The 25,747-nt window shown below is 65.8% G+C and carries 25 protein-coding genes; 12 read left to right on the plus strand and 13 right to left on the minus strand.

Annotation, left to right across the window (positions count from 1 at the left end; translation table 11 throughout):
* Positions 1-4: 4 nt before the first annotated feature.
* From tpiA to CXX84_RS17795, 3 genes are all read left to right on the plus strand, one after another.
* A complete protein-coding gene (tpiA, locus tag CXX84_RS17785) occupies positions 5-820 on the plus strand; it encodes a triose-phosphate isomerase (protein WP_102978055.1) in 816 nt (271 codons plus the stop codon).
* A 50-nt stretch (positions 821-870) separates the two neighbouring features.
* Complete coding sequence (gene secG, locus CXX84_RS17790; RefSeq protein ID WP_102978056.1) at positions 871-1,128, plus strand: preprotein translocase subunit SecG; 258 nt, start codon at positions 871-873, stop codon at positions 1,126-1,128.
* A 113-nt stretch (positions 1,129-1,241) separates the two neighbouring features.
* Positions 1,242-1,634: an RNA polymerase-binding protein RbpA gene (locus CXX84_RS17795; RefSeq protein ID WP_102978057.1), complete on the plus strand. Its 393-nt coding sequence runs from the start codon at positions 1,242-1,244 to the stop codon at positions 1,632-1,634.
* Here the strand turns inward: CXX84_RS17795 and pgl are convergent.
* The 6 genes from pgl to tkt are packed head-to-tail and all read right to left on the minus strand — an operon-like array spanning position 1,587 to position 9,807.
* Positions 1,587-2,405, minus strand: a complete 819-nt coding sequence (gene pgl / locus CXX84_RS17800; RefSeq protein WP_102978058.1) for a 6-phosphogluconolactonase — start codon at positions 2,403-2,405, stop codon at positions 1,587-1,589. The two genes, CXX84_RS17795 and pgl, sit on opposite strands and share 48 nt — an antisense overlap.
* Positions 2,395-3,336, minus strand: a complete 942-nt coding sequence (locus tag CXX84_RS17805) for a glucose-6-phosphate dehydrogenase assembly protein OpcA (RefSeq protein WP_102978059.1) — start codon at positions 3,334-3,336, stop codon at positions 2,395-2,397. Before CXX84_RS17805 ends, pgl begins: the two co-directional genes overlap by 11 nt.
* On the minus strand, positions 3,333-4,892 hold the full coding sequence (zwf, locus tag CXX84_RS17810; RefSeq protein WP_102978060.1) for a glucose-6-phosphate dehydrogenase: 1,560 nt from the start codon (positions 4,890-4,892) through the stop codon (positions 3,333-3,335). Before zwf ends, CXX84_RS17805 begins: the two co-directional genes overlap by 4 nt.
* A gap of 14 nt (positions 4,893-4,906) precedes the next feature.
* The gene (locus CXX84_RS17815) at positions 4,907-6,541 is read right to left on the minus strand and encodes a glucose-6-phosphate isomerase (RefSeq protein ID WP_102978061.1); all 1,635 of its coding nucleotides are present in this window, start codon (positions 6,539-6,541) and stop codon (positions 4,907-4,909) included.
* A gap of 6 nt (positions 6,542-6,547) precedes the next feature.
* Positions 6,548-7,663 carry a transaldolase gene (tal, locus tag CXX84_RS17820; RefSeq protein WP_102978062.1) on the minus strand — a complete coding sequence of 372 codons (1,116 nt, stop codon included), beginning with the start codon at positions 7,661-7,663 and terminating at the stop codon, positions 6,548-6,550.
* A 26-nt stretch (positions 7,664-7,689) separates the two neighbouring features.
* Positions 7,690-9,807 carry a transketolase gene (tkt, locus tag CXX84_RS17825; RefSeq protein WP_102978082.1) on the minus strand — a complete coding sequence of 706 codons (2,118 nt, stop codon included), beginning with the start codon at positions 9,805-9,807 and terminating at the stop codon, positions 7,690-7,692.
* A 509-nt stretch (positions 9,808-10,316) separates the two neighbouring features.
* Here tkt and CXX84_RS17830 point away from each other — a divergent pair.
* Positions 10,317-11,276, plus strand: coding sequence for a heme o synthase (locus tag CXX84_RS17830; RefSeq protein ID WP_102978083.1), 960 nt, complete (start codon positions 10,317-10,319; stop codon positions 11,274-11,276).
* A gap of 353 nt (positions 11,277-11,629) precedes the next feature.
* Here the strand turns inward: CXX84_RS17830 and CXX84_RS17835 are convergent, their stop codons facing one another.
* The 3 genes from CXX84_RS17835 to CXX84_RS17845 are packed head-to-tail and all read right to left on the minus strand — an operon-like array spanning position 11,630 to position 14,350.
* Entirely contained in the window at positions 11,630-12,574 is a 945-nt protein-coding gene (locus CXX84_RS17835; protein ID WP_102978063.1) for a COX15/CtaA family protein, read from the minus strand.
* A 7-nt stretch (positions 12,575-12,581) separates the two neighbouring features.
* On the minus strand, positions 12,582-13,385 hold the full coding sequence (locus tag CXX84_RS17840) for an ABC transporter permease (protein ID WP_223253152.1): 804 nt from the start codon (positions 13,383-13,385) through the stop codon (positions 12,582-12,584).
* Positions 13,382-14,350, minus strand: a complete 969-nt coding sequence (locus CXX84_RS17845; RefSeq protein WP_102978064.1) for an ABC transporter ATP-binding protein — start codon at positions 14,348-14,350, stop codon at positions 13,382-13,384. The genes CXX84_RS17840 and CXX84_RS17845 overlap by 4 nt, the downstream gene beginning before the upstream one ends.
* A gap of 105 nt (positions 14,351-14,455) precedes the next feature.
* On the opposite strand from CXX84_RS17845, the gene CXX84_RS17850 reads away from it, so the two are divergent.
* The 6 genes from CXX84_RS17850 to CXX84_RS17875 all read left to right on the plus strand — a co-directional run bounded on the left by CXX84_RS17850 (position 14,456) and on the right by CXX84_RS17875 (position 19,653).
* Positions 14,456-15,298, plus strand: coding sequence for a helix-turn-helix transcriptional regulator (locus tag CXX84_RS17850; RefSeq protein ID WP_411266227.1), 843 nt, complete (start codon positions 14,456-14,458; stop codon positions 15,296-15,298).
* Positions 15,298-16,761 carry a Fe-S cluster assembly protein SufB gene (gene sufB / locus CXX84_RS17855; protein WP_013600910.1) on the plus strand — a complete coding sequence of 488 codons (1,464 nt, stop codon included), beginning with the start codon at positions 15,298-15,300 and terminating at the stop codon, positions 16,759-16,761. The genes CXX84_RS17850 and sufB overlap by 1 nt, the downstream gene beginning before the upstream one ends.
* A gap of 2 nt (positions 16,762-16,763) precedes the next feature.
* Positions 16,764-18,050: a Fe-S cluster assembly protein SufD gene (gene sufD, locus CXX84_RS17860; protein WP_102978065.1), complete on the plus strand. Its 1,287-nt coding sequence runs from the start codon at positions 16,764-16,766 to the stop codon at positions 18,048-18,050.
* A gap of 23 nt (positions 18,051-18,073) precedes the next feature.
* Positions 18,074-18,433, plus strand: coding sequence for a non-heme iron oxygenase ferredoxin subunit (locus CXX84_RS17865; protein ID WP_102978066.1), 360 nt, complete (start codon positions 18,074-18,076; stop codon positions 18,431-18,433).
* 79 nt (positions 18,434-18,512) lie between these two features.
* The gene (sufC, locus tag CXX84_RS17870; protein ID WP_102978067.1) at positions 18,513-19,307 is read left to right on the plus strand and encodes a Fe-S cluster assembly ATPase SufC; all 795 of its coding nucleotides are present in this window, start codon (positions 18,513-18,515) and stop codon (positions 19,305-19,307) included.
* A 13-nt stretch (positions 19,308-19,320) separates the two neighbouring features.
* Positions 19,321-19,653 (plus strand): metal-sulfur cluster assembly factor, encoded by a 333-nt coding sequence (locus CXX84_RS17875; protein ID WP_102978068.1) that lies wholly within the window; start codon positions 19,321-19,323, stop codon positions 19,651-19,653.
* Positions 19,654-19,792: 139 nt separating this feature from the next.
* Here the strand turns inward: CXX84_RS17875 and CXX84_RS17880 are convergent, their stop codons facing one another.
* The gene (locus CXX84_RS17880) at positions 19,793-20,677 is read right to left on the minus strand and encodes a neutral zinc metallopeptidase (protein WP_102978069.1); all 885 of its coding nucleotides are present in this window, start codon (positions 20,675-20,677) and stop codon (positions 19,793-19,795) included.
* A 59-nt stretch (positions 20,678-20,736) separates the two neighbouring features.
* On the opposite strand from CXX84_RS17880, the gene CXX84_RS17885 reads away from it, so the two are divergent.
* Positions 20,737-22,143 (plus strand): class I adenylate-forming enzyme family protein, encoded by a 1,407-nt coding sequence (locus CXX84_RS17885; protein WP_102978070.1) that lies wholly within the window; start codon positions 20,737-20,739, stop codon positions 22,141-22,143.
* The gene (locus CXX84_RS17890) at positions 22,133-23,311 is read left to right on the plus strand and encodes a thiolase family protein (protein ID WP_102978071.1); all 1,179 of its coding nucleotides are present in this window, start codon (positions 22,133-22,135) and stop codon (positions 23,309-23,311) included. Before CXX84_RS17885 ends, CXX84_RS17890 begins: the two co-directional genes overlap by 11 nt.
* 16 nt (positions 23,312-23,327) lie before the next feature.
* Here the strand turns inward: CXX84_RS17890 and CXX84_RS17895 are convergent, their stop codons facing one another.
* Genes CXX84_RS17895 through CXX84_RS17905 form a run of 3 tightly spaced genes read right to left on the minus strand, consistent with a single transcriptional unit; the run spans position 23,328 to position 25,327 of the window.
* Positions 23,328-23,951 (minus strand): energy-coupling factor transporter transmembrane component T family protein, encoded by a 624-nt coding sequence (locus CXX84_RS17895; RefSeq protein WP_102978072.1) that lies wholly within the window; start codon positions 23,949-23,951, stop codon positions 23,328-23,330.
* The gene (locus tag CXX84_RS17900; RefSeq protein ID WP_102978073.1) at positions 23,948-24,673 is read right to left on the minus strand and encodes an energy-coupling factor ABC transporter ATP-binding protein; all 726 of its coding nucleotides are present in this window, start codon (positions 24,671-24,673) and stop codon (positions 23,948-23,950) included. Before CXX84_RS17900 ends, CXX84_RS17895 begins: the two co-directional genes overlap by 4 nt.
* A gap of 9 nt (positions 24,674-24,682) precedes the next feature.
* Positions 24,683-25,327, minus strand: coding sequence for a biotin transporter BioY (locus tag CXX84_RS17905; protein ID WP_102978074.1), 645 nt, complete (start codon positions 25,325-25,327; stop codon positions 24,683-24,685).
* Positions 25,328-25,747: the final 420 nt, after the last annotated feature.

The raw sequence follows: 25,747 nt of genomic DNA on the forward strand, positions 1-25,747 counted from the left end.
ATACGTGACTACGTCAACGAACGGCGCTTTCGACCGCAAGCCCTTTATTGCCGGCAACTGGAAAATGAACATGGACCACGTGCAGGGCATCACCCTCCTGCAGAAGCTGGCCTGGACCCTCTCCGACGCCAAGCATGACTACAGCCGGGTTGAGGTTGCCGTCTTCCCGCCGTTCACGGACCTCCGCGGCGTCCAGACCCTTGTCCAAGGTGACGACCTGGATGTCGCCTACGGCGGGCAGGACCTTTCGCAGTTCGATTCGGGCGCCTACACCGGTGACATCTCCGGCCAGTTCCTGAGCAAGCTGGGCTGCAAGTACGTGCTGGTGGGGCACAGCGAACGCCGGACCATCCACAACGAATCCGACGACGTCCTCAACGCCAAGGTCAAGGCAGCCTTCAAGCACGGCCTCACCCCCGTGCTGTGCGTCGGCGAGGGCCTGGAGATCCGCCAGGCGGGAACACATGTCAACCACACCCTGGACCAGTTGCGCGCCGGGGTTGCCGGCCTGACGCCCGAGCAGGCTGCCGAACTCGTCGTGGCCTACGAACCCGTTTGGGCTATCGGCACCGGTGAAGTGGCAGGCCCTGAGGACGCTCAGGAAATGTGTGCAGCCATCCGCGCCGAGCTTGAGTCACTGTTCGGCGGAGATGTGGCGGCGAAGACCCGGCTGCTGTACGGCGGTTCAGTGAAGGCGAACAACGCGGCCGCCATCCTGAAGGAACGCGACGTGGACGGGCTCCTGGTAGGCGGTGCAAGCCTCGATCCTGCCGAGTTTGCTAATATTGTCAGGTTCGAGAGTCACCTGGTGACGGACTAGTCCGTCCCGCTGCGCACACTCCCGCAATTCCAACTTCCTGAAAGGCCGTCGTGGACGTTCTTCATGTCATTCTGCAGATCCTCCTGGGCATCACCAGCCTCCTGCTGACGCTGCTCATCCTCCTCCACAAGGGACGGGGCGGCGGGATGTCGGACATGTTCGGCGGCGGCATGAGCTCCGGCCTCAGCTCCTCCGGCGTTGCCGAACGCAACCTGAACAGGTTCACGGTGATCCTTGGCGTGACCTGGGGCGTCGTGATTATCGCGCTGGGCCTGATTATGCGGTTCAGCGGCGGCGGAGACTCCTGACCCGTTCACCAAAAGGTCCGGCCCGGATACTGCCGCGGCGCCGGTCTGCGAACTAAACTGTGGCTGTCGGTTCCCGACAGCCACAGTTTTTGTTTAACCAGGCAGGAGTCCCGATGATTCATCCGGCGTCAGGTTTCCGCGGCACCCGGGCAGGTGTCACGGAGGGGACGGGTGTCAGCTTCGAGACAGAGGACCAGGGAAAGGCGCTGCCCCGTATCAGGGTGTCCTACTGGTGCGCCAAGGGCCATGAGACCAGCCCGGTTTTCCTCAAGCTCCCCGAGGACCAGATTCCGCTGATCTGGGATTGCCGCCGCTGTGGAGCGCCCGCATCCCGGGAGGGGGAGGGGGCCGCAGCAGCGGAGGGGCTGGATGACGGTTACAAGACGCATCTTGAGTACGTTAAAGAACGGCGCTCCGGCCAGGACGCAGAAGACGTCCTGGCCGGAGCCCTGGAAAAACTACGCGCCCGCGGCGTCCTTCCGGACGAGCTGCTGCGGGACCCGTGAGGCAGCGTTCTCATCGATGAGCCATAAGGTCCTCGATGTACCCCGCGGCCCGGCAGCGGGGACCTGCACCGGGTTGGCGCCCGCAAGGGCCAGTCCCACGGCGCCGGCCTTGTCTTCGCCGGCCACCACCATCCAGACTTCGGAGGCGGTGTTGATTGCCGGCAGCGTCAGCGATACCCGCAGCGGCGGCGGCTTGGGCGAGTTGCGCACACCCACCACCATGCGTTCCTTGTCCCGGACACCGGCCTGCTCGGGAAACAGCGAGGCGATATGCGCATCGGGGCCAACGCCCAGCAGGACAACGTCCAGCCGTGGCAGGGCGGCCGGCTCTTCGGGCCGGTCATCGGACATGTCGGCCGCGTGCTCAAGGGAGGCAGCATCATTCAGGCGCCGGGCGTAGTCCTCCGCGGCCTCTTCGGGACTCCCGAAATCATCAGCTGATCCGGGCTCGTGGATCCGCCCGGGGTCAACCGGAATGTGCGACAGCAGCGCCTCGTAGGCCTGCACCGTATTCCGGTCGGGGTCCGCGGCGGGAAGGAACCTCTCGTCGCCCCACCAGAAGTTGACCTTCGACCAATCCACAGCGGGAGCGGCCGGAGAGTCAGCGACCGCTTTCAGCGTTCCGATCCCCACTGTTCCCCCGGTCAGCACTACGGTGGCCTCACCGAATTTGTCCTGGACGTCGACCAGTTTGGTGATCAGGCGGGCCGCGATGGCAGCCATCAGGACCGACGAATCAGGATGGATGCTTACTCTTGGGTCAACGCTCACTGGGTCGGACGCTCCTTAGATTGGTACGTGGCAGTCCAATAGTAATCACTTCCCCAAACACTTCGTCCGGGTCCAGGCGGCGGAGTTCCTCGGCGAGGCAGTCCCGCAGGCTGCGCCGCGGCAGCGATATCCGCTGTGCGGGCTGGCCGGGCTGGGTCAGTTCGGCGACGGACAACCCCGGCCGGAAGAGCTGGATGTCACCGCTCTGCCTGGTCAGCCGGACCCGGCGGATGCCCGTGCCTGCCGGGTCAGCGACGATGGTCACCGGTGCGTCCAGGGTGAGGGTCAGCCAGGCTGCGAGGAGGATGGTGCTGGGGGAATCGGAGGCTCCCTCGACGGCGACGGCCGTGACGGGAGAGGAATCCACCTGGTCCAGGACGGCGGCGAGCTGGATCCGCCAGTTGGTCAGGCGGGTCCAGGCCAGGTCCGTGTCGCCGGCTTTGTAGGTGGACCGGATGTTCTCCAGCGCCCGCTGCGGATCCGGTTCGTTGGCGGAGTCGGTGATGCGGCGGTGCGCGATTTTCCCGATGGACGTTTCGCAGGCGTTTTCCGGGGCGCCGTGCGGCCACCAGGCCACAATTGGTGCATCGGGGAGCAGCAGTGCGGCCACGAGGGATTCGCTTTCGTGGGAGAGCTGGCCATAGCCGCGCAGCACGATTACCTCCGATGCTCCGGCGTCACCGCCCACCCGGATCTGGCCGTCCAGCTTGTCTGCAGCGTCTGCCCCGGCGTCGGCCAGGACGATGATCCGGCAGGGGTGTTCGCGGCTGGCCTCGTTGGCGGCCTCGATGGCTTCTTCCTCCAGCCCGGACTTGGTGACCACGACCAGGGTGAGCACGCGTCCGAGGGCAATCACGCCGCCCTGCTCGCGCAGGGACATGATCTTCTTGGAAACCTTTGAGGTGGTGGTGTCCGGCAGGTCTACAATCATGGCCTTCTCCAGGTTCGTCCGTCGCGCGCCAGCAGCTCGTCTGCCGAGGCAGGGCCCCAGGATCCCGGAGCGTAGGGCTCGGGCTGTTCGTCCAGGGTCGCCCAGTATTCCTCGAACGGGTCAAGGATCTTCCAGGAAAGTTCAACTTCCTCGTGCCGCGGGAACAGCGGCGGCTCGCCCAGGAGCACGTCCAGGATCAACCGCTCGTAGGCTTCGGGGCTGGATTCGGTGAAGGAGTGGCCGTAGCCGAAGTCCATGGTGACGTCCCGGACTTCCATTTGGGTGCCGGGGACTTTGGAACCGAACCGGATGGTGACGCCCTCGTCCGGTTGGACCCGGATTACTACCGCGTTCTGGCCGAAGTCGTCCTCGGCATGGTCGCGGAACAGCAGGTTCGGTGCCCGCTTGAACACCACGGCAATTTCGGTGACCCGCCGGCCCAGTCGTTTGCCGGCACGCAGGTAGAACGGGACCCCGGACCAGCGCCGCGTGTGGATGTCCACCCGGATGGCGGCGAAGGTTTCGGTGGTGGAGTTGGCAGGGATGCCATCCTCTTCCAGGTAGCCCTGGACCTGTTCGCCGCCCTGCCAGCCGCCGGTGAACTGGCCGCGCGCGGAATGCGAGGACAGGTCGTCGGGGAGCTTGACGGCGGCGAGGACTTTCTCCTTTTCCGCGCGTAGATCGTCGGCATTGAAGGAGATGGGCTCCTCCATTGCCGTCAGCGCCAGCAGCTGCAGCAGGTGGTTCTGGATGACGTCGCGGGCCGCGCCCACGCCGTCGTAATAGCCTGCCCGGCCGCCGGTGCCAATGTCCTCGGCCATGGTGATCTGGACGTGGTCCACGTAGTTGGCGTTCCACAGCGGCTCGAACAGCTGGTTCGCGAATCGCAGCGCCAGGATGTTCTGGACCGTTTCCTTGCCCAGGTAGTGGTCGATCCGGAACACCGCGTCCGGGGGGAACACCGATTCCACAATGTCGTTCAGCTGCCGGGCTGACTCGAGGTCGTGCCCGAATGGCTTCTCGATCACGACGCGGCGCCACTTGTCACCCTCAGCCTGCGCGAGGCCATGCTTGGAGAGCTGCCGGCAGACCTGCTCGAAGGCCTTCGGCGGGATGGAGAGGTAGAACGCGTGGTTCCCCCGGGTGCCGCGCAGCTCGTCAAGCTCATCGATGACTTCACCCAAACGCTCAAAGGCGTCGTCGTCGTCGAACTCGCCCTGCACAAAGCGGATGCCCTCGGAGAGCTGGTTCCAGACCGCTTCATCAAAAGGAGTACGGGCGTAGGCCTGCACGGAAGCCTTCACCTCAGCCGCGAAGTCCTCTTTGTCCCACTGGCGCCGGGCAAAGCCCACCAGGGCAAAGCTGGGCGGCAGGAGGCCGCGGTTGGCGAGGTCGTACACCGCCGGCATGAGCTTCTTGCGGGCAAGGTCACCGGTCACTCCGAAGAGGACCAGTGATGACGGACCGGCGATCCGGTTCAGGCGGCGGTCCCGCGGGTCGCGGAGCGGATTCCGCCCGCGACCAGCGGACCTCCTGCCATATTCAGTTTCTGGCATGGTGCTTTTGTGCCTTAGCTTTCAGTAACGGAGGCTGACCTGGCGGACAGCGCAGCAATGATGTCCTGCAACTGTGCCACACCGGCAGTGCGGTCAGTGAGGTGCAGGCGAAGCACGGGACGGCCGTGGTCAGCCAGGACCTGGGCATCGCCTGCGGCCTGCGCGGCGATCAGTTCCCCGAACGTGAAGGGACGGTCCGGAATGGCAAGGTCCTCCGCGAAAGCAGCTGTGACCTGGAGGAACACGCCGATGGCCGGACCACCCTTGTGGAACTGCCCGGTGGAGTGCAGGAACCGGGGGCCCCAGCCGAATGTGACGGGGCGCCCGGAAACAGCGGCCAGCTCGTCCCGGATGCCTTCAAGCTGCGCAAACGCCAGCCGGTCGAAGTAGGCCTGGACGCTGAGGTAGCTGTCGCTGGCCAGCGTGTCCAGCAGGGCCTTGACTGCGTCCTCTGCCGTCGCGGCATCGCCCAGCCACTCACCGCCGCGCACCTCGATGGCTCCATCAACGAACTTTGCCGGCGTAGGTTCGGGCTGTGCGTCCAGCAGTCCGCGGGCGGCCACCTTGGCGGCCTCGACGTCGGGCTGGTCGAAGGGGTTGATGCCGAGCAGGCGTCCCGCCACGGCAGTGGCGAACTCCCAGACCATCATCTGGGCGGGCAGCCCGCCGGCGATGGCAACTTCGTTTTCCCCGAGTTCGACGTCGGCATCGGCAGCTACCAGCCGCACCACCAGGACGTCCGGTGCACCGGTGCTGACCTCCGGTGAGCCGGGGCCGGCTACCACCGGCAGGACGCCGGTGCCCAGCTTGCCCGTGGACTCGGCGATGAGCTGCTCGGCCCAGTCAGCGAAGCCAACGATGCCGGACCCGTCCTCGGCGATCACGATTTTGTTGCGCAGCGGGCTGGTTCCGCCCAGGGCGGTTCCCAGCGCCAGGCCGATGTTCTCCGGCGCGTCATCGTTGAGGACTTCGGCTGCTTCCTCGGCTTCGTCCAGGAAGGCCTGGATGTCCACGCCGGCCAGGCCCGAAGGAACAAGCCCGAACGCGGTCAGTGCCGAGAAACGGCCGCCGACGTTGGGGTCGGCGTTGAAGACGGCCCGGTAGCCGGCCTCGCGGGAGGCTTTGTCCAGGGGCGAGCCCGGGTCCGTGACGATGATGATGCGGCTGGTGGCGTCGATACCGGCGTCGTTGAACGCTTTTTCGAAGACCCGTCGCTGGGAGTCAGTCTCCACGGTGGAACCGGACTTGGAGGAGACCACAATGGCCGTCTCCGCCAGCCGGTCCGCCAGGGCAGCACGGACCTGGTCCGGGTCCGTGCTGTCCAGCACAGTCAGCTCGACGCCGGCGGTGCCGGCAATGACCTCGGGAGCCAGCGAGGATCCACCCATGCCGCAGAGCGCGATCCGGGAAACACCCTCGGAACGGAGGGCGTCGCGGAGCTCCAGGATCTCCTTCACCAGCGGCTGGGAGACGGTGGCCGCCTCAACCCAGCCGAGCCGGATGGCCGACTCTGCTTCGGCGTCGGGACCCCACAGGGTGTGGTCCTTTGCGAAGATGCGGGTGGCAATGCGGTCCTCCACCAGGACGGGGAGGTGCTGGTCCAGTGCCTGCTGCGCGGCACCTGTGGCTTCGTAGCTGAGTGTGCTCATTGTGGGTTAGGAGGCCTTCCGTGCAGAGGCGAGGGCGCCTTCGACGTCGCCCAGGAGTTCTTTCCAGCTGGCCACGAACTTGTCCAGGCCTTCGGACTCCAGGAGTGCGACGACCTCGTTGTACGAGATGCCGAGCTTCTCGAGGGCGTCGAGGGTGGCGTTGGCTTCTGCATAGGTGCCGGTGACCGTGTCGCCGGTGACCACGCCGTGGTCGAAGGTGGCGTCCAGGGTCTTTTCGGGCATGGTGTTGACCACGCCGGGGGCGACGAGTTCGGTGACGTAGAGGGTGTCCGGGTAGGCCGGGTCCTTGACGCCGGTGGAGGCCCACAGGGGACGCTGGGGGAGTGCGCCGGCTTCGGCGAGCAGGGCCCAGCGTTCGGTGGCGAAGAGCTCTTCGTAGACCTGGTAGGCCAGGCGGGCGTTGGCCAGGCCGGCCTTGCCCTTGAGTGCCTTGGCCTCGTCGGTGCCGATGGCGTCGAGGCGCTTGTCGATCTCGGAGTCAACGCGGGAGACGAAGAACGAGGCCACGGAGTGGATCTTTGACAGGTCGTGGCCGTTTTCCTTGGCCTGCTCCAGACCGCCCTGGAAGGCGTTGATGACCGCGCGGTAGCGCTCCAGGGAGAAGATCAGGGTCACGTTGACGCTGATGCCCTCTGCCAGGGTGGCGGTGATCGCTTCGAGGCCCTCAAGGGTTGCCGGGATCTTGATCAGGACGTTGTCCTTGTTGACCCGCTTGTACAGGTGCTTGGCCTCGGCGATGGTGCCGGCGGTGTCCCAGGCAAGGCGCGGGTCGACTTCGATGGAAACGCGTCCGTCAACACCGTTGGTGGCTGCTGCCACGGGTGCGAACAGGTCGCAGGCGTCGGCGACGTCCGTGGTGGTGATTTCGAAGATGGTGTCCTCGACGGATGCGCCGGCTGCTGCCTGCTTTGCGATCGTGGCATCGTAGTCGGTGCCGGCGGTGATCGCGGCGTGGAAGATGGACGGGTTGGTGGTGACACCAACCACGTTCTTCTCTTCGATGAGCTTGGCCAGCGTGCCGGTGTCCAGGCGTCCGCGGGAAAGGTCATCGAGCCAGATGGAAACTCCGGCGTCGGAGAGCTGCTGGGTGGGAGTAGTCATGGTGTTTATCTCCTGGAAATCGGTTGTTAGGCCTGGAGGCCTGCGAGGGAGTCCTTGGCGGCCGCGGCAACTGCTTCTGCGGTGATGCCGAACTCCTGGAAGAGCCGCTTGTAGTCAGCAGAAGCGCCGTAGTGCTCAAGGCTGATGGAACGGCCGGCGTCGCCGACGAATTCCCTCCAGCCCAGGGCAAGTCCTGCTTCGACGGACACGCGGGCCTTGACGGCGGCGGGCAGGACGGACTCGCGGTAGGCGGCGTCCTGCTTGTTGAACCATTCAACGCAGGGCATCGAGACAACGCGGGCTGCGATGCCTTCGGCCTGCAGGGCTTCGCGGGCCTGGACGGCCAGCTGGACCTCGGAACCGGTGCCAATGAGGATGACGTCGGCCGGGACGGTGGCGCCGTCACTGGAAGCTTCGGCCAGCACGTAGCCGCCCTTGGCGACGCCGGCTACGGAACCGAAGGTGTCGCCGTCGGCCTCTCCCTCGCCGCGTTCCCAGGTGGGGATGTTCTGGCGGGTCAGGACGATGCCGGCCGGGTTGGAGTGGTTTTCGAGCATGGTCTTCCAGGCCACAGCCACTTCATTCGCGTCACCGGGGCGGACAACGTCCAGGCCCACGATGGCGCGCAGCGAGGCGAGCTGTTCCACCGGCTGGTGGGTGGGTCCGTCTTCGCCCAGGCCGATGGAGTCGTGCGTCCAGACGTACAGGGACGGGACACCCATCAGCGCGCCGAGGCGGATGGCGGGCCGCTGGTAGTCGCTGAAGATCAGGAACGTGCCCGAGAACGCGCGGGTGCGGCCGTGCAGGCTGATGCCGTTCACGATGGAGGCTGCGGCGTGCTCGCGGATACCGAAGTGGAGGACCCGTCCGTACGGGTTGCCCTTCCAGGCATCGGTCTGCTTGGAGGCAGGAACGAACGACGGCGAACCTTCAATGGTGGTGTTGTTTGATTCCGCGAGGTCAGCAGATCCACCCCACAGTTCGGGAAGGACCGGGCCCAGGGCGTTCAGGACCTTGCCGGATGCTGCACGGGTGGAAACGTCCTTGCCCGCGGGGAACACCGGAAGGGCGCCGTCGACGTCATCAGGAAGTTCCTTGGCCTCAATCCGCTGCAGCAGGGCCGAGCCCTCAGGGTTGGCTGCCTGCCAGGCATTGAAGGACTCTTCCCATTCCTTGCGGGCGGCAGCGCCGCGGTCCACGACGGCGCGGGCGTGGGCCAGGACGTCCTGGTCAACCTCGAAGGACTTGGCCGGGTCAAAGCCCAGGACTTCCTTCAGTGCTGCGACTTCTTCTGCACCGAGGGCGGAGCCGTGGATTTTGCCGGTGTTCTGCTTCTTCGGTGCCGGGTAGCCGATGATGGTGCGCAGCGACACGATGGATGGCTTGGACGTTTCAGCCTTGGCCGCGAGGAGCGCGGAGTAGAGCTCCTGGACGTCTTCCTTGTATTCGCCGGTCTTGGTCCAGTCCACGCGCTGGACGTGCCAGCCGTAGGCCTCGTAGCGCTTCAGGACATCTTCGGTGAAGGCGATGTCGGTGTCGTCCTCGATGGAGATGTGGTTCTCGTCGTAGACAACAACAAGGTTGCCGAGTTCCTGGTGCCCGGCGAGCGAGGAAGCCTCAGCCGTGACGCCTTCCTGGAGGTCGCCGTCGGACGCAATGACCCAGATGGTGTGGTCGAACGGGCTCTCACCGGCGGCAGCATCGGCGTCGAACAGGCCGCGCATCCGGCGCTGCGAGTACGCGAAGCCCACTGAGGACGCGAGGCCCTGGCCCAGCGGGCCGGTGGTGATCTCGACGCCGGCGGTGTGCTTGTACTCGGGGTGGCCCGGGGTCAGCGAACCCCACGTCCGCAGCGCTTCCAGGTCCTTCAGCTCCAGGCCGTAACCGGAAAGGAAGAGCTGGATGTAAAGGGTGAGCGAGGTGTGGCCCGGGGACAGGACAAAACGGTCACGGCCCAGCCACTCCGGATTGCGGGGATCGTGGCGCATCAGCTTCTGGAAAAGAAGGTACGCGGCCGGGGCCAGGCTCATCGCCGTACCAGGGTGGCCGTTGCCCACCTTCTCCACCGCGTCCGCGGCCAGCACGCGGACAGTGTCCACGGCGCGCTGGTCCAAGTCGGTCCAGGACAGTTCTTGCTCTTCCAAATGTGGCACGAAAACCGGGCCCCTCTCTGTGCTGATGGCAGGTGGCACACCGGATCCGTGTGAAGGCACGCTGTGTGGCGCCCGCTGCGGTGTGTACCAGCCGTTCACCATCGAAACGTTGATCTTTTCACTCAGCCGCCGGACAGCTGGGAATGCGTTTTCCCCTGCTTCCTTGCTGCGTGCTGATCTGGTGACAGCTTAGCTCTAATCCATTCTCTGGGTGGCTCAAATCTCACGTTTTGGACGCAATTTCGCCTTATGTGAATACGCCCGAAGTGAGGGTGAGTTAATCTGCTCGAATTGATGCGCCAGCGATCATCAGCACCAAATGACCGGCGGTTGGGAGGGGGCCGGCGCGGTATGATATTCGGAGGCCAGCGCCGGGTTGGGGAAACTGCTTCAGCCGCCCGGACTCCCGCTGTTGCGTGGATCACTGTTCCGCGGGCGCCCGGTCGGGGCGGGGCCGTATGACAAAACTGGACAGCCAGACAGAACTGCCAACAGAACGGGTGACTGCCACCGTGAGCACAACAGATATGCCGCTAAACGCATCCAGGGCCTCGCGTCCCGGGATTGCCCGTAAGGCAAAGGCGTATCTCGCCCTCACCAAGCCCCGCGTCATTGAACTGCTCCTGGTCAGCACGCTGCCCACCATGATTTATGCAGAGCGCGGGTTCCCTTCGATCGGACTCATCCTGGCCACGCTGGTGGGCGGCGCCTTCGCCGCCGGCAGTGCCGGAGCGTTCAATTGCTACATCGACCGCGACATCGACAAACTGATGCACCGCACGGAGAACCGTCCCCTCGTCACCGGTGAAGTCACCCCGCGTGAAGCGCTGGTGTTCTCCTGGCTCCTGGGCGCCGCCGCCATCGCAATCCTATGGTTCGGCGCCAACCCGCTGTCAGCCTGGCTGGGGCTGGGGGCCATCTTCTTCTACGTGGTGATCTACACGATCATCCTCAAACGCCGCACAGCGCAGAACATTGTGTGGGGCGGTGCGGCCGGGTGCTTCCCCGTGCTCATCGCCTGGGCCGCCGTCACCAACTCGGTGGAGTGGCCGGCCGTCATCCTCTTCATGGTGATCTTCCTGTGGACACCGCCGCACTACTGGCCGTTGTCCATGCGCTATGGCGAGGACTACCGCAACGCCAAGGTCCCCATGCTCGGCGCCATCGCAGGGGCCAAGGTGGTCTCCGTGCAGGTTGTCCTCTACGCCTGGGCCATGGTTGCCTGCTCCCTGCTGATGGTTCCCGCCGGCGGTGCCGGCTGGGTCTACACCGTGACCGCAGTCCTGGCGGGCGCCTGGTTCCTTTATGAGTCCCATGGGCTGTACAACAGGGCACAGCGGGAGGACATCTCGGACAAGCGGGCCATGAAGGTCTTCCACGGCTCCATCAGCTACCTGACTCTCCTGTTCATCGCCCTGGCCGTCGATCCGTTCATCGGGCCGGCTGTCATGGCAGGGTAGGGCCGCGCGCTCACTCACGTCCGGCGGGTTTTCCTGAGACGCTCGCTCACATATGGCGTCAAACAGCGGATCCCTTCCTCACCTGTTGGTGAGGGAGGGTTTTTGCTTTAAGCAGGTGATGGAGGGTTGGGCGTGGGGGCGCGGGAGGTGATGGAGGGTCTGCGGTGGGGGCGCGGGAGGTGAGTAAGGATCTGCCATTGGGGCGCAGGAGGTGAGTAAGGGTCTGCCATGGGGGCAGGAGGTGAGCAAGGGTTGGCCACATGGGCGCAGAAACTGATGGAGCGTCGTTAAAGGGCGAACGCCCCGGTTCATAGTCGAACCGGAGCGCTCAGGGGTGGTTTGGAAGCGTGGAGCTATTTCACCGGGCTTGACCGGGCAATGTCCCAGGCGTTGGTTGCAGCGGCCATGAGCAGTGCGGCCCCCAGCATGTGGGAGGCCACCAAAAGGACCGGGACGCCGTTGTAATACTGGGTGAAACCGATGACGGCCTGCAGCAAGGTGACCCCTAGAAGACCCACGACAGCTGCGCGGATGGGCCCGCTGATACGGCGCAGAACCACCAGTGCCAGTGCCACCAGGGTCCCAGCCGTCACCAGGTACGCGGGCACGGCGTGGATGTGCGAGACCAGGTCCCAGTCCAGCCCGTTCCGCGGGGCATCGGCATCACCAGCATGGGGACCGGCGCCGGTCACCACCACGCCAAGCATCACGGCAAGGGCGGAAAAAAGTGCGACGGCGGCCGTCACCGGCCGCATGACCCCCGGCAGGGCGGCGAGGGGAACGGTACGGAAGCGGCCGGTCCGCCCGAACGCGCGATTCACCAGCAGCGTGGCGAACACCACCAGTGCCATGGACACCAGGAAATGGAGGCCAACCACCCAGGGGTTCAGGTTGGTGAGGACCGTGATGCCGCCAATGACGGCCTGTGCGGGAATGCTGGCCAGCAGGCCCAGTGCCAGCAGGAAAAGGTCCCGGCGCTCTTTGCGAAGGTTCCACAGGTACGCCAGCATCAGGGCGGCGACGGCGGCCAGGGCGAAGGTGAGGAGGCGGTTGCCGAACTCGATGAACCCGTGGATGCCCATCTCGGGCGTGTTCACCAGGGACGTGTCCGTGCAGCGCGGCCAGGTGGGGCAGCCCAGGCCGGAGGAGGTGAGCCGGACCGCACCACCGGTGACCACCAGGAGGGTCTGCCCGATCAGGGATGCCACGGCGAGGCGACGGACACTCCTGTCCACGGTGCGGGGCAGCCGTGACGCCAGGCGGCCGGCGAACTGGGGAAGGCGGAAGGCGGTGCTCACGAGTATCTCAATTCCACTTGAACCAACGGATTGCTGCAGCCCCGGCAAGGATTGTCCAGAGCACCAGTATGAGGGTGGCGGCGCCATTCACCGCACCGTGCAGGAAGGCATCCCGCAGGGCTTCGCCGAGGGCGCCGGAGGGCAGGAACCCCACGATCTGCTGGGCCGCGGCCGGCAGCCGCTCCGCAGGAATCACGATCCCGCCGAGGGCCCCGAGGAGGATCCAGAGCAGGTTGGTGATGGCCAGGGTCGCCTCCGGGCGGACGGTTCCGGCCACCAGCAAACCCAGGGCGGTGAAGGCCGCCGCCCCCAGCGCGAGGAGGAGCAGTCCCGGAACCCAGCCGGCCGCCGTCGGCTGCCACCCAAGGGCCAAGCCAACGGCCGCCACCACGGCAACCTGCAGGCAGAGCACCACAAGGACGGACAGCACCTTGCCGGCAATCAGGCCGCCCCGGCCCAGGGGAGTGGTGGACAGAAAGCGGAGCACCCCGTAGCGCCGGTCGAAGCCAGTGGCAATGCCCTGTCCGGTGAAGGCTGTGGACATGGCACAGAGCGCGAGGATGCCGGGCACGGCCACGTCGATGCGGCTGGCCCCCAAACCGTCCAGGAATGGTGTCACGGTCAGTCCGACGAGGGCCAGTAGCGGCAGCACCACTGCGAGGATCAGCTGCTCGCCGTTGCGCAGCATCGCCAGCGCTTCGTACTTGCCCTGCAGCAGGATGCGCCGGAACAGCGGTGCGGGCTGCTGCCCGCCGGGAGCGCCCGGGCTGACGGGCACGGCGGCTGCGGCGCCCGCGGAGGACCGGTTCATCGGATGTCCTTTCCCGAGATGTCCAGAAAGACGTCTTCAAGGCTACGCGCCTGCAGGGTCATGGCGGCGGGCATGATGTCGTGCGCGGCCCACCACTCGGCCAGTGCGGCAAGGTGGCTGGGAGTCAGGGCGCCGGTAGCGGTGTAGCTTCCGGCCCGCTCCTCCAGGACGGCAACGTCGGCGGGCAGCACGCCGGACAGGTCCAGCCCCGGCTGTGCATCGAAGGCGAGGGTCCGCACGTGGTCCGCGCCGGCCTCCACGGCGGGCCCGCGCTGCAGCAGTTCCTGGACGGTTCCCTCGGCAACGTTGCGGCCGCCGTCGATGATGTAGACGTAATCGGCCAGCCGCTGGGCGTCGTCCATCAGGTGCGTGGTGAGGATGATGCCCATCCCGGCGTCGCGGAGTTCACCGATCAGCTCGAACACGAGCTGGCGGGACTGCGGGTCCAGGCCTGCGCTGGGTTCGTCGAGGAACAGGACCTCCGGCCTGCCCACCAGGGCGGCAGCCAGGGCCAGGCGCTGCTTTTGTCCGCCAGAAAGACGGCGGACAGTGGTCCGGCTGAAGGAGCCGATGCCCAGCCGATCAACAAGGTCCTCCACGGGCCAGGGCTGTGCGTAAAGTCCGGCGATGTGCCGCAGCAGAGGAACGGGACGGGCCGACGGCGGGAGGCCGCCGTCCTGAAGCATCACACCTACCCGGGAACGCAGTTCCGCGCCGGCGGCTGCCGGATCCTGGCCGAGCAGCGAGATGCTCCCGCCGCTGCGCTTCTGCAGGCCCTGCGCACATTCGAGAGTGGTGGTTTTCCCTGCACCGTTGGCTCCCAGCAGTGCGGTGACCTGTCCGCGCTCGGCAACGAGTGAGACGCCGCTCACCACCCGGAGCATCTTTCCGTCCATGCTGGAAAGCGGGCCTACATCTTTAACGAGCCCATGGATGGACAGAACGGGGGAATGGGGCGATCGCACCCCAGTATTCTACGGGAAGTAGTATTACCGGCAGTCCGCTACGTGGCGGGTCAGGTCAGCCTCGCCTTACTGGAACGCGGGACTAAATTACGACACTATTGTGTTGTGTATTCCATGACCAACGCTACTGCTGTGCCTGCCGTAAGGCACGGGGCCTCCGCTGTTCCAGCGGAGCGGGGTGCTGTGCCCGCAGGGCCGGTGGCCGACGCCGACGAGCGCACCCGGGACCGCGTCCTGTCGGCTGTCCTGGAACACGGACCTGTCAGCGCCGCCGAACTGGGCGACCTGCTGGGATTCACTCCGGCCGCCGTCCGCCGGCACCTGGATCACCTGTCCCGCGCCGGCGTTATCGAAGTCAAGCGGGTAGCCAAGTCCGGAGCCGGCGCAGGACGCCCTGCCCGACGGTACGTTTTGAGTTCGCAGGGCCAGTCAAGCCTGGGCAACGACTACCTGGACATCGCCGCACTGGCGCTCCAGCAGCTGCAGAAAGTTGCCGGACCGGATGCCGTGCGGGCATTCGCCGTGGAACGTTTCGCTGATATGGAACGCCGCTATGCGCCGGAGATCGATCAAGCCGGCCCGGACATCACCGACCGCGCCAAGGCGCTGGCCGACGCGCTAAGCCGGGACAACTTCGTGGCATCCGCTGCCTCCATTGAAGCGAAAGCCCCGCTGCCGGCAGCCCTTTCCAGCGTGCAGCTCTGCCAGGGCCACTGCCCCATCCAGCAGCTCGCCGCCCGGTTCCCCGTGTTCTGTGACGTGGAAACCGAAGTCTTAGCCCGGCTGGTGGGCGTGGACGTGCGCCGGCTTTCCACCCTTGCCCGCGGCGGGCACGTCTGCACCACCCATATACCCACAGGCCGGCTGTCTGTCGCAGGGCCCACAACGCCTTCAGCAGCCCCCGCCAGCCTGAATGAAGTAAACAACCATCAGCAAGAAAGGCCGTGATGACGGACCAACTATCAGAGAAAGCAGTAGCCGAAAACACTGTGATCTCGGAGATTCTGGAAAAGAATCCCGAGCTCCACGGCATCGGCAACTACGAGTACGGATGGGCTGACAAGAACGACGTCGGTGCCAACGCACGCCGCGGCCTCAACGAAGAAGTGGTCCGGGACATTTCGGCCAAGAAGAGCGAGCCCGAGTGGATGCTCGACCTCCGCCTCAAGGGCCTGAAGTACTTCGACCGCAAGCCCATGCCCACCTGGGGTGCGGACCTGTCGGGCATCGACTTCGACAACATCAAGTACTTCGTCCGTTCCACGGAGAAGCAGGCCACGTCCTGGGACGACCTCCCTGAGGACATCAAGAACACCTACGACAAGCTGGGTATCCCGGAGGCCGAAAAGCAGCGCCTGGTGTCCGGTGTCGCCGCCCAGTACGAGTCCGAGGTTGTCTACCACCAGCTGCGTGAGGACCTGGAGCGGCAGGGTGTCATCTTCCTGGACACCGACACCGCGCTGAAGGAGCACCCGGAGATTTTCCAGGAGTACTTCGGCACCGTCATTCCGGTGGGCGACAACAAGTTCGCGTCCCTGAACACTTCCGTTTGGTCCGGCGGCTCCTTCGTCTACGTCCCCAAGGGCGTCCACGTGGACATCCCGCTGCAGGCATACTTCCGCATCAACACGGAAAACATGGGCCAGTTCGAGCGGACCCTGATCATTGCGGACGAGGATTCCTACGTCCACTACATCGAGGGCTGCACCGCCCCGATCTACACCTCGGACTCGCTGCACTCAGCCGTGGTGGAGATCATCGTGAAGAAGGGCGCCCGCGTCCGGTACACCACCATCCAGAACTGGTCCAACAACGTATACAACCTGGTGACCAAGCGTGCCATCTGCGAAGAGGGCGCCACCATGGAATGGGTTGATGGCAACATCGGCTCCAAGGTCACCATGAAGTACCCGGCCGTCTACCTCGTGGGCGAGCACGCCAAGGGCGAGACCCTGTCCATCGCGTTCGCCGGCGAGGGCCAGCACCAGGACACCGGCTCCAAGATGGTGCACATTGCGCCGAACACCAAGAGCTCCATCATCTCCAAGTCCGTGGCCCGCGGCGGCGGCCGTGCCGCCTACCGTGGCCTGGTCCAGGTCCGTGAAGGCGCCAAGCACTCCGCCAACACCGTCCGCTGTGACGCGCTGCTCGTTGACACGATCAGCCGCTCGGACACCTACCCGTACATCGACATCCGCGAGGACGACGTTGTAATGGGCCACGAGGCAACTGTTTCCCGGGTCAGCGAAGAACAGCTCTTCTACCTGATGTCCCGCGGCATGCGCGAAGACGAAGCCATGGCGATGATCGTCCGCGGCTTCATCGAGCCGATTGCTCGCGAGCTCCCCATGGAGTACGCACTTGAGCTGAACCGCCTGATTGAACTGCAGATGGAAGGGTCCGTCGGATAACGATGACTGAAATCACTACTGAAAAGGCACGCATCGGCGCGCCCTCAGCCCAGCCGTTCATCGACGGCTTCACCGAGGAAGGCGAGAGCCTTTCGCCCATCAACGCGGCCGGCTCCAAGGCCCCGCTCGCCGGCGCTTCGGCCAAGAGCCACTCCCATGGCGGCGGTGTCGGCGTTCCGGACAGCTCACGCGCCGGCCGGCTCACCTCCTACAAGCTCGCTGACTTCAAGCCGCTCACCGGCATGGAGGAGGACTGGCGCTTCACCCCGCTGAAGCGCCTCCGCGGCCTGCACTCCGAGGTCCTGTCCGGCGCGGCGCCCACCGTCGTCGTCACCGGCCCGGAGGAAATCACCGTCGAGAGCGTGGGACGCGACGACAAGCGGATCGGTACCGCCGGTATCCCGGAGGACCGCGTGTCCGCCAACGCCTGGGAGAACTTCGCCGGCGCCACGGTTGTCACCATCCCGTCAGAGTTCGAAGCCTTGAATGAGGTTTCGGTTGACATCGAGGGCACGTCCCTGGACTCCGCAGCCCAGCACCTCGTGATTGTTGCGGAGAAGTTCTCCAAGGCCGTTGTGGTGCTGAACCACCGTGGTTCCGCCGTCGTGTCGGAGAACGTCGAGATCATTGTGGAAGACGGCGCCAGCCTGACCGTGATCACGCTCCAGGAATGGAACGACGACGCCGTCCACGCCTCCTCGCAGCAGGCGAAGATCGGCCGCGACGCCAAGCTCAAGCACGTCATGGTGAGCCTCGGCGGCGACCTGGTCCGCGTTACGCCGTCGGCCCGTTTCACCGCCCCCGGCGGCGAGGCCGAAATGTTCGGCCTGTACTTCGCCGACGCCGGCCAGCACCTGGAGCAGCGCCTCTTTGTGGACCACGCCGTTCCCAACTGCAAGTCCAACGTGCTGTACAAGGGCGCACTGCAGGGCCGCAACGCCCACGCTGTCTGGGTTGGTGACGTCCTGATCCGCAAGGAAGCTGAAGGAACCGACACCTACGAGGCCAACCGCAACCTGCTGCTGACCGACGGCGCCCGCGCTGACTCGGTGCCCAACCTCGAAATCGAGACCGGACTGATCGAGGGTGCCGGCCACGCCAGCGCCACCGGCCGGATGGATGACGAGCACCTGTTCTACCTCATGGCCCGCGGCATCCCTGAAGATGTTGCCCGCCGCCTGGTGGTCCGTGGCTTCCTGAACGAGATCATCCAGCAGATCAAGGTCCCCTCCATCGAGGAGCGGCTGACCGAGGCTGTTGAGCACGAACTCGCCCTGACGGACAACTAGAAGCTACGGAGCACGGTTTTCAGATGACTGACCAGCCAAAGGGCGAGCTTGTCTGCAAGGTGGACGAAATTCAGGTGAAGCAGGCGCTGCGGATCCTGATTGACGACTATCCTGTGGCGATCGTCAAGGACTCCATGGGGGAGATCCACGCGATTGGCGACACCTGCTCGCATGCGGACATTTCCCTGTCCGAGGGCGAGGTGGAGGGCTGCGCCATCGAGTGCTGGGGCCACGGCTCCCAGTTCGACCTGCGCAGCGGCCAGCCGCTTCAGCTGCCCGCCTACGATCCCGTGCCGGTGTTCGCCGTCGAGATCGTCGGGGACGAGGTCTACGTGGACTTCACCCACGTCCTCAATGGCGCCGAGGCTCCCAACTTCAGCTAGCACCACCGAATTACGAACCAACTTCCAGACAAAGAGCGCACCGCGGCCGCCACGCCCGGTGCAGAGGAGAACAAGACACATGTCTACTCTTGAGATCAAGGACCTGCACGTCAGCATTGAGACGGAGCAGGGCACCAAGGAAATCCTGAAGGGCGTCAGCCTGACCATCCGGACCGGTGAAACCCACGCCATCATGGGCCCGAACGGCTCCGGAAAGTCCACCCTGGCCTCCACGATTGCAGGGCACCCCCGCTACAACGTCACCAGCGGCTCCATCACCCTGGACGGCGAGGACGTCCTGGAGATGAGCGTTGACGAGCGCGCCCGCGCCGGCGTCTTCCTGGCCATGCAGTACCCGGTGGAGGTTCCCGGCGTCAGCATGACCAACTTCCTGCGCACCGCCAAGACCGCGATCGACGGCGAAGCCCCCAAGCTGCGCACGTGGACCAAGGACGTGAAGGCTGCCATGGAGCAGCTGCGCATCGACGCCGACTTCGCCCAGCGCAACGTCAACGAAGGCTTCTCCGGCGGTGAGAAGAAGCGCGTGGAAATCCTCCAGCTGGAACTCTTCAAGCCCCGGTTCGCCATCCTGGATGAGACTGACTCCGGCCTGGACGTTGACGCGCTGAAGGTTGTCTCCGAGGGCGTCAACCGCGCCCACGCCGAAGGCCAGATGGGCACGCTGCTCATCACGCACTACACCCGCATCCTGCGCTACATCAAGCCGGACTTCGTCCACGTGTTTGTGGACGGCCAGGTTGTTGAGGAAGGCGGCCCGGAGCTGGCCGACCGCCTCGAAGAAGAAGGCTACGACCGTTACGCCAAGGGCGCCGGTTCAGCCGCCATCGCGGCACCCGCCGCAGCACAGGCCTAGTAAAGGACTTGCCATGACCGAAATCAACGCGGCTCGCACGAGCCTTGAGGACGTCGAAGAGGCGCTCAAGGACGTCATCGACCCTGAGCTCGGCGTCAATATCGTGGACCTCGGGCTGCTGTACGGCCTGAAGTACTCCGATGACGACGGCGCGCTGCTGATCGACATGACCCTGACTACAGCGGCGTGCCCGCTCACGGATGTGCTCGAGGAGCAGGTGGGCACGGCCCTGGACGGCGTAGTTGACGACTGGCGCCTGAACTGGGTCTGGATGCCGCCTTGGGGTCCGGAACGGATCACCGACGACGGCAAGGACCAGATGCGGGCCCTCGGCTTCAACATCTAAGTCCCCACCGGCATACGTAAAAGTACGACGACGGCCGGTTACCTTCGCTTCGAAGGTAACCGGCCGTCGTCGTTCCCCGCTCCCGAGGGGCCCCAATCTCGCAAGCTCGATTGGGGCCCCTCGGGAGCGTGGGCCCGCGTTAGAGGTTAGGGGCGGAGAAGGTGTCGCACCGGTTGATGTCGCCGGTCTCGTAGCCCGTGTAGAACCAGCGCTGGCGCTGTTCGCTGGAGCCGTGGGTCCAGGCCTCGGGGGAGACCCGCCCGGTGGCTGCTTCCTGGATCCGGTCGTCACCCACCGCGGAGGCGGCGGACAATGCGTCATTCAGGTCCTGCTGCGTGAGCGCCTCGAGGAACGGCTGCCCGTCAGGGCCAGGCTGGGTGGAAGCATGCTTGGCCCACAGTCCGGCGTAGCAGTCAGCCTGGAGTTCAACGCGCACGGCCCCGGACTCAGGGCCCTGCGGATCCTGCTGGGCCTGGTCCAGATTTCCCAGGACGTTCTGGATGTGGTGTCCGAACTCGTGGGCCACCACATACTCCTGGGCGAGCGGGCCGCCTGATGAGCCGAACCGGTCCACGAGTTCCTGGAAGAAGCCGGGATCGAAGTAGGCGGTGGTGTCGGTGGGGCAATAGAACGGTCCAACGGCGCTGGAGGCCGTACCGCAGCCCGTGCTGACACCCTGCTCGAAGATTACCGTCTCGGGCTGGGGGTACTGCACGTTGTACTGCTGCAGGTACGCGGGCCAGAATGCGTTCAGGCTGTTGACGGTGCCAATGATGCGGCAGTCCACCCGGGCGTCCGCATCCGTGCCCGCCTTGCAGGCAGCCGCGGCGGTGCCCTGGGTCTGGGGCTCCTGTCCGGCGCCGCCGGCCAGGCCCTCCAGCAACTGCGGGTTCACGCCCAGCAGCGCGGCGATCAGCAGGATGAGGCCGCCGCCGATGCCGCCGCCCACTTTTGCTCCACGGCCCATGCCGCGCCGGTCCTGGACCTGCGAGGGGTCCAGCTGCACATTGTCATTGAAACTCATAAAGTCACAATACCCGCGGTCCCGGAGCTCAATCCGTGGCGGCCGGTAAAGTTGATCCGATGCCTTTCCTCAACCACATCCAGCGCTGGGCCGACGAACGGCCGCACGACACCGCCGTCGTGATTGCGGGGCGCCGCCTCACGTGGATGCAGCTCCGTGACTTCGCTGCGGCACTGGTAGCGCACAGCAAGGCCGTGACCTCCCTCTGTGAAGCCAACTCCGTGGAGTTCGCAGCGAAGTTCGCCGCAGCGGTGGCTGGCGGTCGGCAGTGCGCCGTCCTCGATCCGGCCTGGCCGGCCCAACTGCAGGAGGACATCCGGCGGCGGGTGGAAACATGCGCAATGCCCGCTACCGTGTCCCCGGACGATCGCCTGGAAGACGGCGCCCCGGAGTCCACCTTCCTCATTGGCCTGACCTCCGGCACCACCTCAGTTCCCAAAGCCTTCAGCCGTTCGCGGCGCTCATGGCAGGAATCCTTTAAAGCATCCATCGAGTTCTTCCGCCTCCGCCAGGACGATGTCACGCTGGCACCGGGCCCGCTGGCCGCCAGCCTCAACCTCTACGCACTGGCGGAATGCCTGTACGCGGGCTCGGAATTCCAGACCCTTGGAAGCTTCGACGTCGGTGATGTCCATGCCGCCATCGCCCATGACCGCGTCACCCGGCTGGTGCTGGTGCCCACCATGCTGAGGATGCTCAGCGAGCGCGGCCTGACCGGATGCGTGGATGCCTCCGGAGTCCGGACCATCATCTGTGCCGGCTCCAAGCTCGACGCGAGGACGCTTGAGGCAGCCCGCCGCTGGGCGCCAAACGCGACCGTTTTCGAGTACTACGGCGCCTCGGAGCTGAGTTTCGTCTCGGGCGCAGGGCTGCCTGCAAGCCAGTTGGCGGTCCTGGGCGGCACCGGCATCGGGCGGGCCTTTCCGGGTGTGGACGTGCGGATCCTTGACGACTCGGGGCTGCCCTTGCCTGACGGGGCGGCAGGAAATATCTGTGTCCGGAGCGGCATGGTCAGCAACGGTTATCTCTGGGGCGATGACGGGCAGGCACTGAAATCCTTTGGCGGCTGGTTCACGGTAGGGGACCAGGGCTACCTTGAGGCGGGGGAGCTGCACATCCTGGGCCGCCGTGCGGACATGATCATCACATCCGGCAGGAACATCTATCCCCATGAAGTTGAGCTGGCGCTTGCGGCCGTGCCCGGTGTTTCCGCCGTCGTGGCTGCCGGCATCCCCGATGACCTGCGGGGCGAGCGGGTGGTGGCCGGGGTTGTCCCCTCCCATGGGGCAGTCACGGCCGCCCAGCTCCGCGCCGGACTCGAAGGCGTTCTTGCCCGCGACAAGCATCCGCTGCAGTACTACCTGCTGGGCGAGCTGCCCATGACGGAGCGCGGCAAGGTCAGCCGACGCATGCTCGCGGACTGGATCATGTCCCGCGATCCGAAGGCGCGCCGCCTTGACAGCTGAACTGCTCCCTCCGGACCGGCAGCCTGTCATCATTGCCGCCCGTCGCACGCCGGTGTGCCGCGCCAACGGAGCGTTGCGGAACCTGCGCGCCCATGAACTGCTGGCCCCCGTGCTCCGGGAACTGCTGGCCGGGACGGGGGTGGAAGCCGGGGCGGTGACAGATGTTGTGATCGGCAATGCCGTGGGTGGCGGCGGAAACGTGGCACGCCTGGCGCTGCTGGAAGCCGGGCTGCCCATCAGCGTTCCCGGTGTGACGGTGGACCGCCAGTGCGGCTCCGGCCTCGACGCGGTGGTCCTGGCATCGCGGCTGGTGGCGGCCGGCGGCAGCCCGCTGTTCCTGGCCGGGGGAGTGGAGAGCACCAGCACTGCGCCCCTGCGTGCTCACAGGAATGACGACGGCGGGCCGGAGTTTTACGCCCGGGCCCAGTTTGTGCCGGCCGGCTTTGGAGACCCGGACATGGGCGTGGCCGCGGAAAACGTGGCGCGGACGTTCGGCGTGAGCAGGGAACGCCAGGACGCCTTTGCCCTGCGCAGCCACCGCCTGGCGCTTGCCTCAGTTAAGGCCGGGCTGTTCGACGGCGAGCTGGTCCCGTTGCCTATGGATACGGGGACGGTTGCTGTGGATGACGGCCCCAGGCCGGGGCTGACAGCAGCGGTCATGGCGCGGTTCCCGCCCGCATTCGTCAATGGGGGGACTGTCACCGCCGGGAACTCCTGCTTCGACGCGGACGCGGCATCCGCCGTCGTCATGACGTCCCTCCAGCGGGCGCAAGAGTTGGGGGCCGCCGATGCGTTGCTGGTGCTGGGCAGCGGGACGGCCGGCGTGGATCCGGAACTGCTGGGTATTGGTGCCGCTGCCGCAGCGCGGGACGTGCTCTCAGCCGCGGGGGTGGCAGCGGATGAGCTGGATTTTGTCGAATTCAACGAGGCCTTCGCATCACAGACGCTTGCCTGCCTTGACGGGCTGGGCGTCGATGCTGAGCGGGCCAACCTCGACGGCGGTGCGCTGGCACTGGGCCACGCGTACGGCGCCTCCGGGGCGGTCCTGGTAACCCGGATCTTCGCCCAGGCACGGCGGGCGGGAGGACAGGGGAGCCGGGCGCTTGCCATGATCAGCAGCGCCGGTGGCATGGGAACCGCAGCCCTGCTGGAATACCGGCGGTTTTAGCGCGATCTTCCCGGGCTCAGTCTTCCGGTTCGCCCAGCCCGCGGGCGGCGAGCGCCTCTCCCGTTTGGCGCGCGAAGGCCACGGAGGTGATGAAGACCGGCAGGATCAGGGCCCGCGGATTGCGCTCAAGACCCCTGGCGCGGGCCGAATCGCGCACGTCGGCGAAGGTGCCGGCGATATAGGGGATGCTGCGCAGCATGATGCCGATGGTCAGCGCGAACCGCTCGGGGTCGGCGCCAAGTCTCCTGAAGGGGGTGGCTGCCTTGACCACGCCATCCAGGAGTTTTTGGACCGGAGTCGTGGCGGTCAGTAGCGAAGCAGCGACGACGCACACGAGGATATTCAGGACGATGCGCGCCGCGGTGGGTGCTCCCAGCTGCCACCACTGGAAGAGTCCTATCACCAGCAGCACTGCGGTGAGTGGGCGGATTGCGCCCCAAAGCTTCTTCAAACCGGCGCCGGTGAGCAGGAAAAAGCCGGATAGTAGTCCCAACATCCCCAGCGAGATGCGCCAGTCAACAATGATGAAGGAGGCCAGGCCGCAGCCGAACACCAGGAGGAACTTCAGGGCCAGCGGTGTCCGGTGGATCAGCGAGTTGCCGGGCACGTAGTTGGCCAGGAGGAAGCCGTGTCCCCTCATCGCCGCTCCCTGGCGTGGAGGCCGTCCATGCAGAGGGCCCGGTAGGCGGCGACGGCGGCAGCAGGACCCCCGTCGAACACCACCTGGCCCTGGTCAATGACCAGCACCCGGTCCATCTCCAGTGCCAGCTCAAGGTCGTGGGTGGACATAATGATCTGCTGCTCCAGCCCGGCCAGGGTCCTGCGGAGGAGCTCGCGGTTGCGGAGATCCAGCAGGGTGGAGGGCTCGTCGAGCACCAGCACGGTTGGATTAACGGCGAGCACCGCGGCCAGGGCCATGAGTTGCCGCTCCCCGCCGGACAATTCGTAGATGCTCTGGTCCGCGAGGTGCAGGAGCCCCAGCCGGTCCAGGGCGGCCTCGGCTGCCTTGCGCCGCTCGGCGCTGTTCTTTACGGAGCGGCGAAGGGAGAGTTCCACGTCCTCCCGGCCCGTTGGCATCACCAGCTGGGACAGGGGATCGGTGAAGACAAAGCCGACGTTCCGCCGTACTTTTCGGACGGCACGGACTGTATGGTCGCCGTCGACCGTTACGCTGCCTGTGCTGGGCTGGACGAGTCCGTTGACCAGGCGCAGCAGCGTGGACTTGCCGGAGCCGTTGGCGCCAATGACGCCCACGCGCGGCTCTTCCAGCCGGAGGCTGACGTCGCTAAGCAGGACCTTGGACCCCGGGGAGTGGTCCGTTTCGACGGCGACTGTTACGTGGTCAAACGCGACGGCGGGCATGGCGGCACCTCAGGCCTTCGCGGGCTGGGCGGTGCTGCGCCGGACGCGGCGCACCAGGATGTCCGGGAACGCCCGGTGGAGCGCGACGGCGATGACGGCGGCGAGGATGTTCTTGACCATATCGCCGGGGTAGAAGACCAGGTCGCTCAGGAAAGCCTGCTCCAGGGTTGCCTTGGTATTGAGGGAGATGCCGGCGATGCCGAGGGAGTGCACCACCACCGCGCTGGTGACGGCGGCGGACAGGAAAAACCACAGGGCCCGGGTCTTGGCCGTCCGCCGGATGACGACTGTGGCCAGCCATCCGACGATGCCGGCAGCAATGGGGAAGGCGATGATGTAGCCGGCCGAGGGGCCGGCGAGGATGCTCAGGCCGCTGCGGCCCTGGCTGAAGATGGGAAGGCCGGCCAGGCCCAGCAGGACGTAGAGACCGACGGCGGCGAAGCCCCGTCCCGGGCCGAGCACCAGGCCGGTGAGCATGACGGCCAGGGTCTGGAAGGTGATGGGGACGCCGAAGCCGTTGACCGCCAGGCCGGGCACCAGGGCTGCGCCGGCCACCAGGGCGGCGAAAACGGCGATCAGGCCGAGGTCGGTGGCGTTCCAACGGCGGCGCCTCGTGTTGTGCGTGTTCTTGACGGCGGTGTCGGTGTTGCTCATGGCAGTCCTGTCGGGGTTGTACAAGCGGAATCTAATGTACTGCCGACGTTACTGCTGTGCACCTGCGGGTTTTTTGTAGGGGGCCTACTAAAGCCGGTGCCAAGCGCTGACGGCTGGGCACAACTGTGGTCGTGTATAGCTGCGCTACCTGTCCGGCTTGGGTCTCTTAACTTCCGCGGTTGCCTCCCTGACGCGCGCCCGGTCGAGGGCACGACCAAACAGGCCGACAATTGGTTCACCATGAGTCCGGACCAAGGCGTTGTCTCCTAAAGAGATAAGAGCCAAGGGGGACTGCCCCCGGTTTTGTTGACTCCTTGACCTAGCGAGCTTGTGCTCGTGGAAGGATGTTGACCATGCCCACGGCTTATGGGGCGGAGTTCCGCCAGGATGTTATTGATGTGGCCAGATCGAAGAGCGTCG

The sequence above is a fragment of the Arthrobacter sp. AFG7.2 genome (assembly GCF_002892835.1).
Classification (GTDB): Bacteria; Actinomycetota; Actinomycetes; order Actinomycetales; family Micrococcaceae; genus Arthrobacter.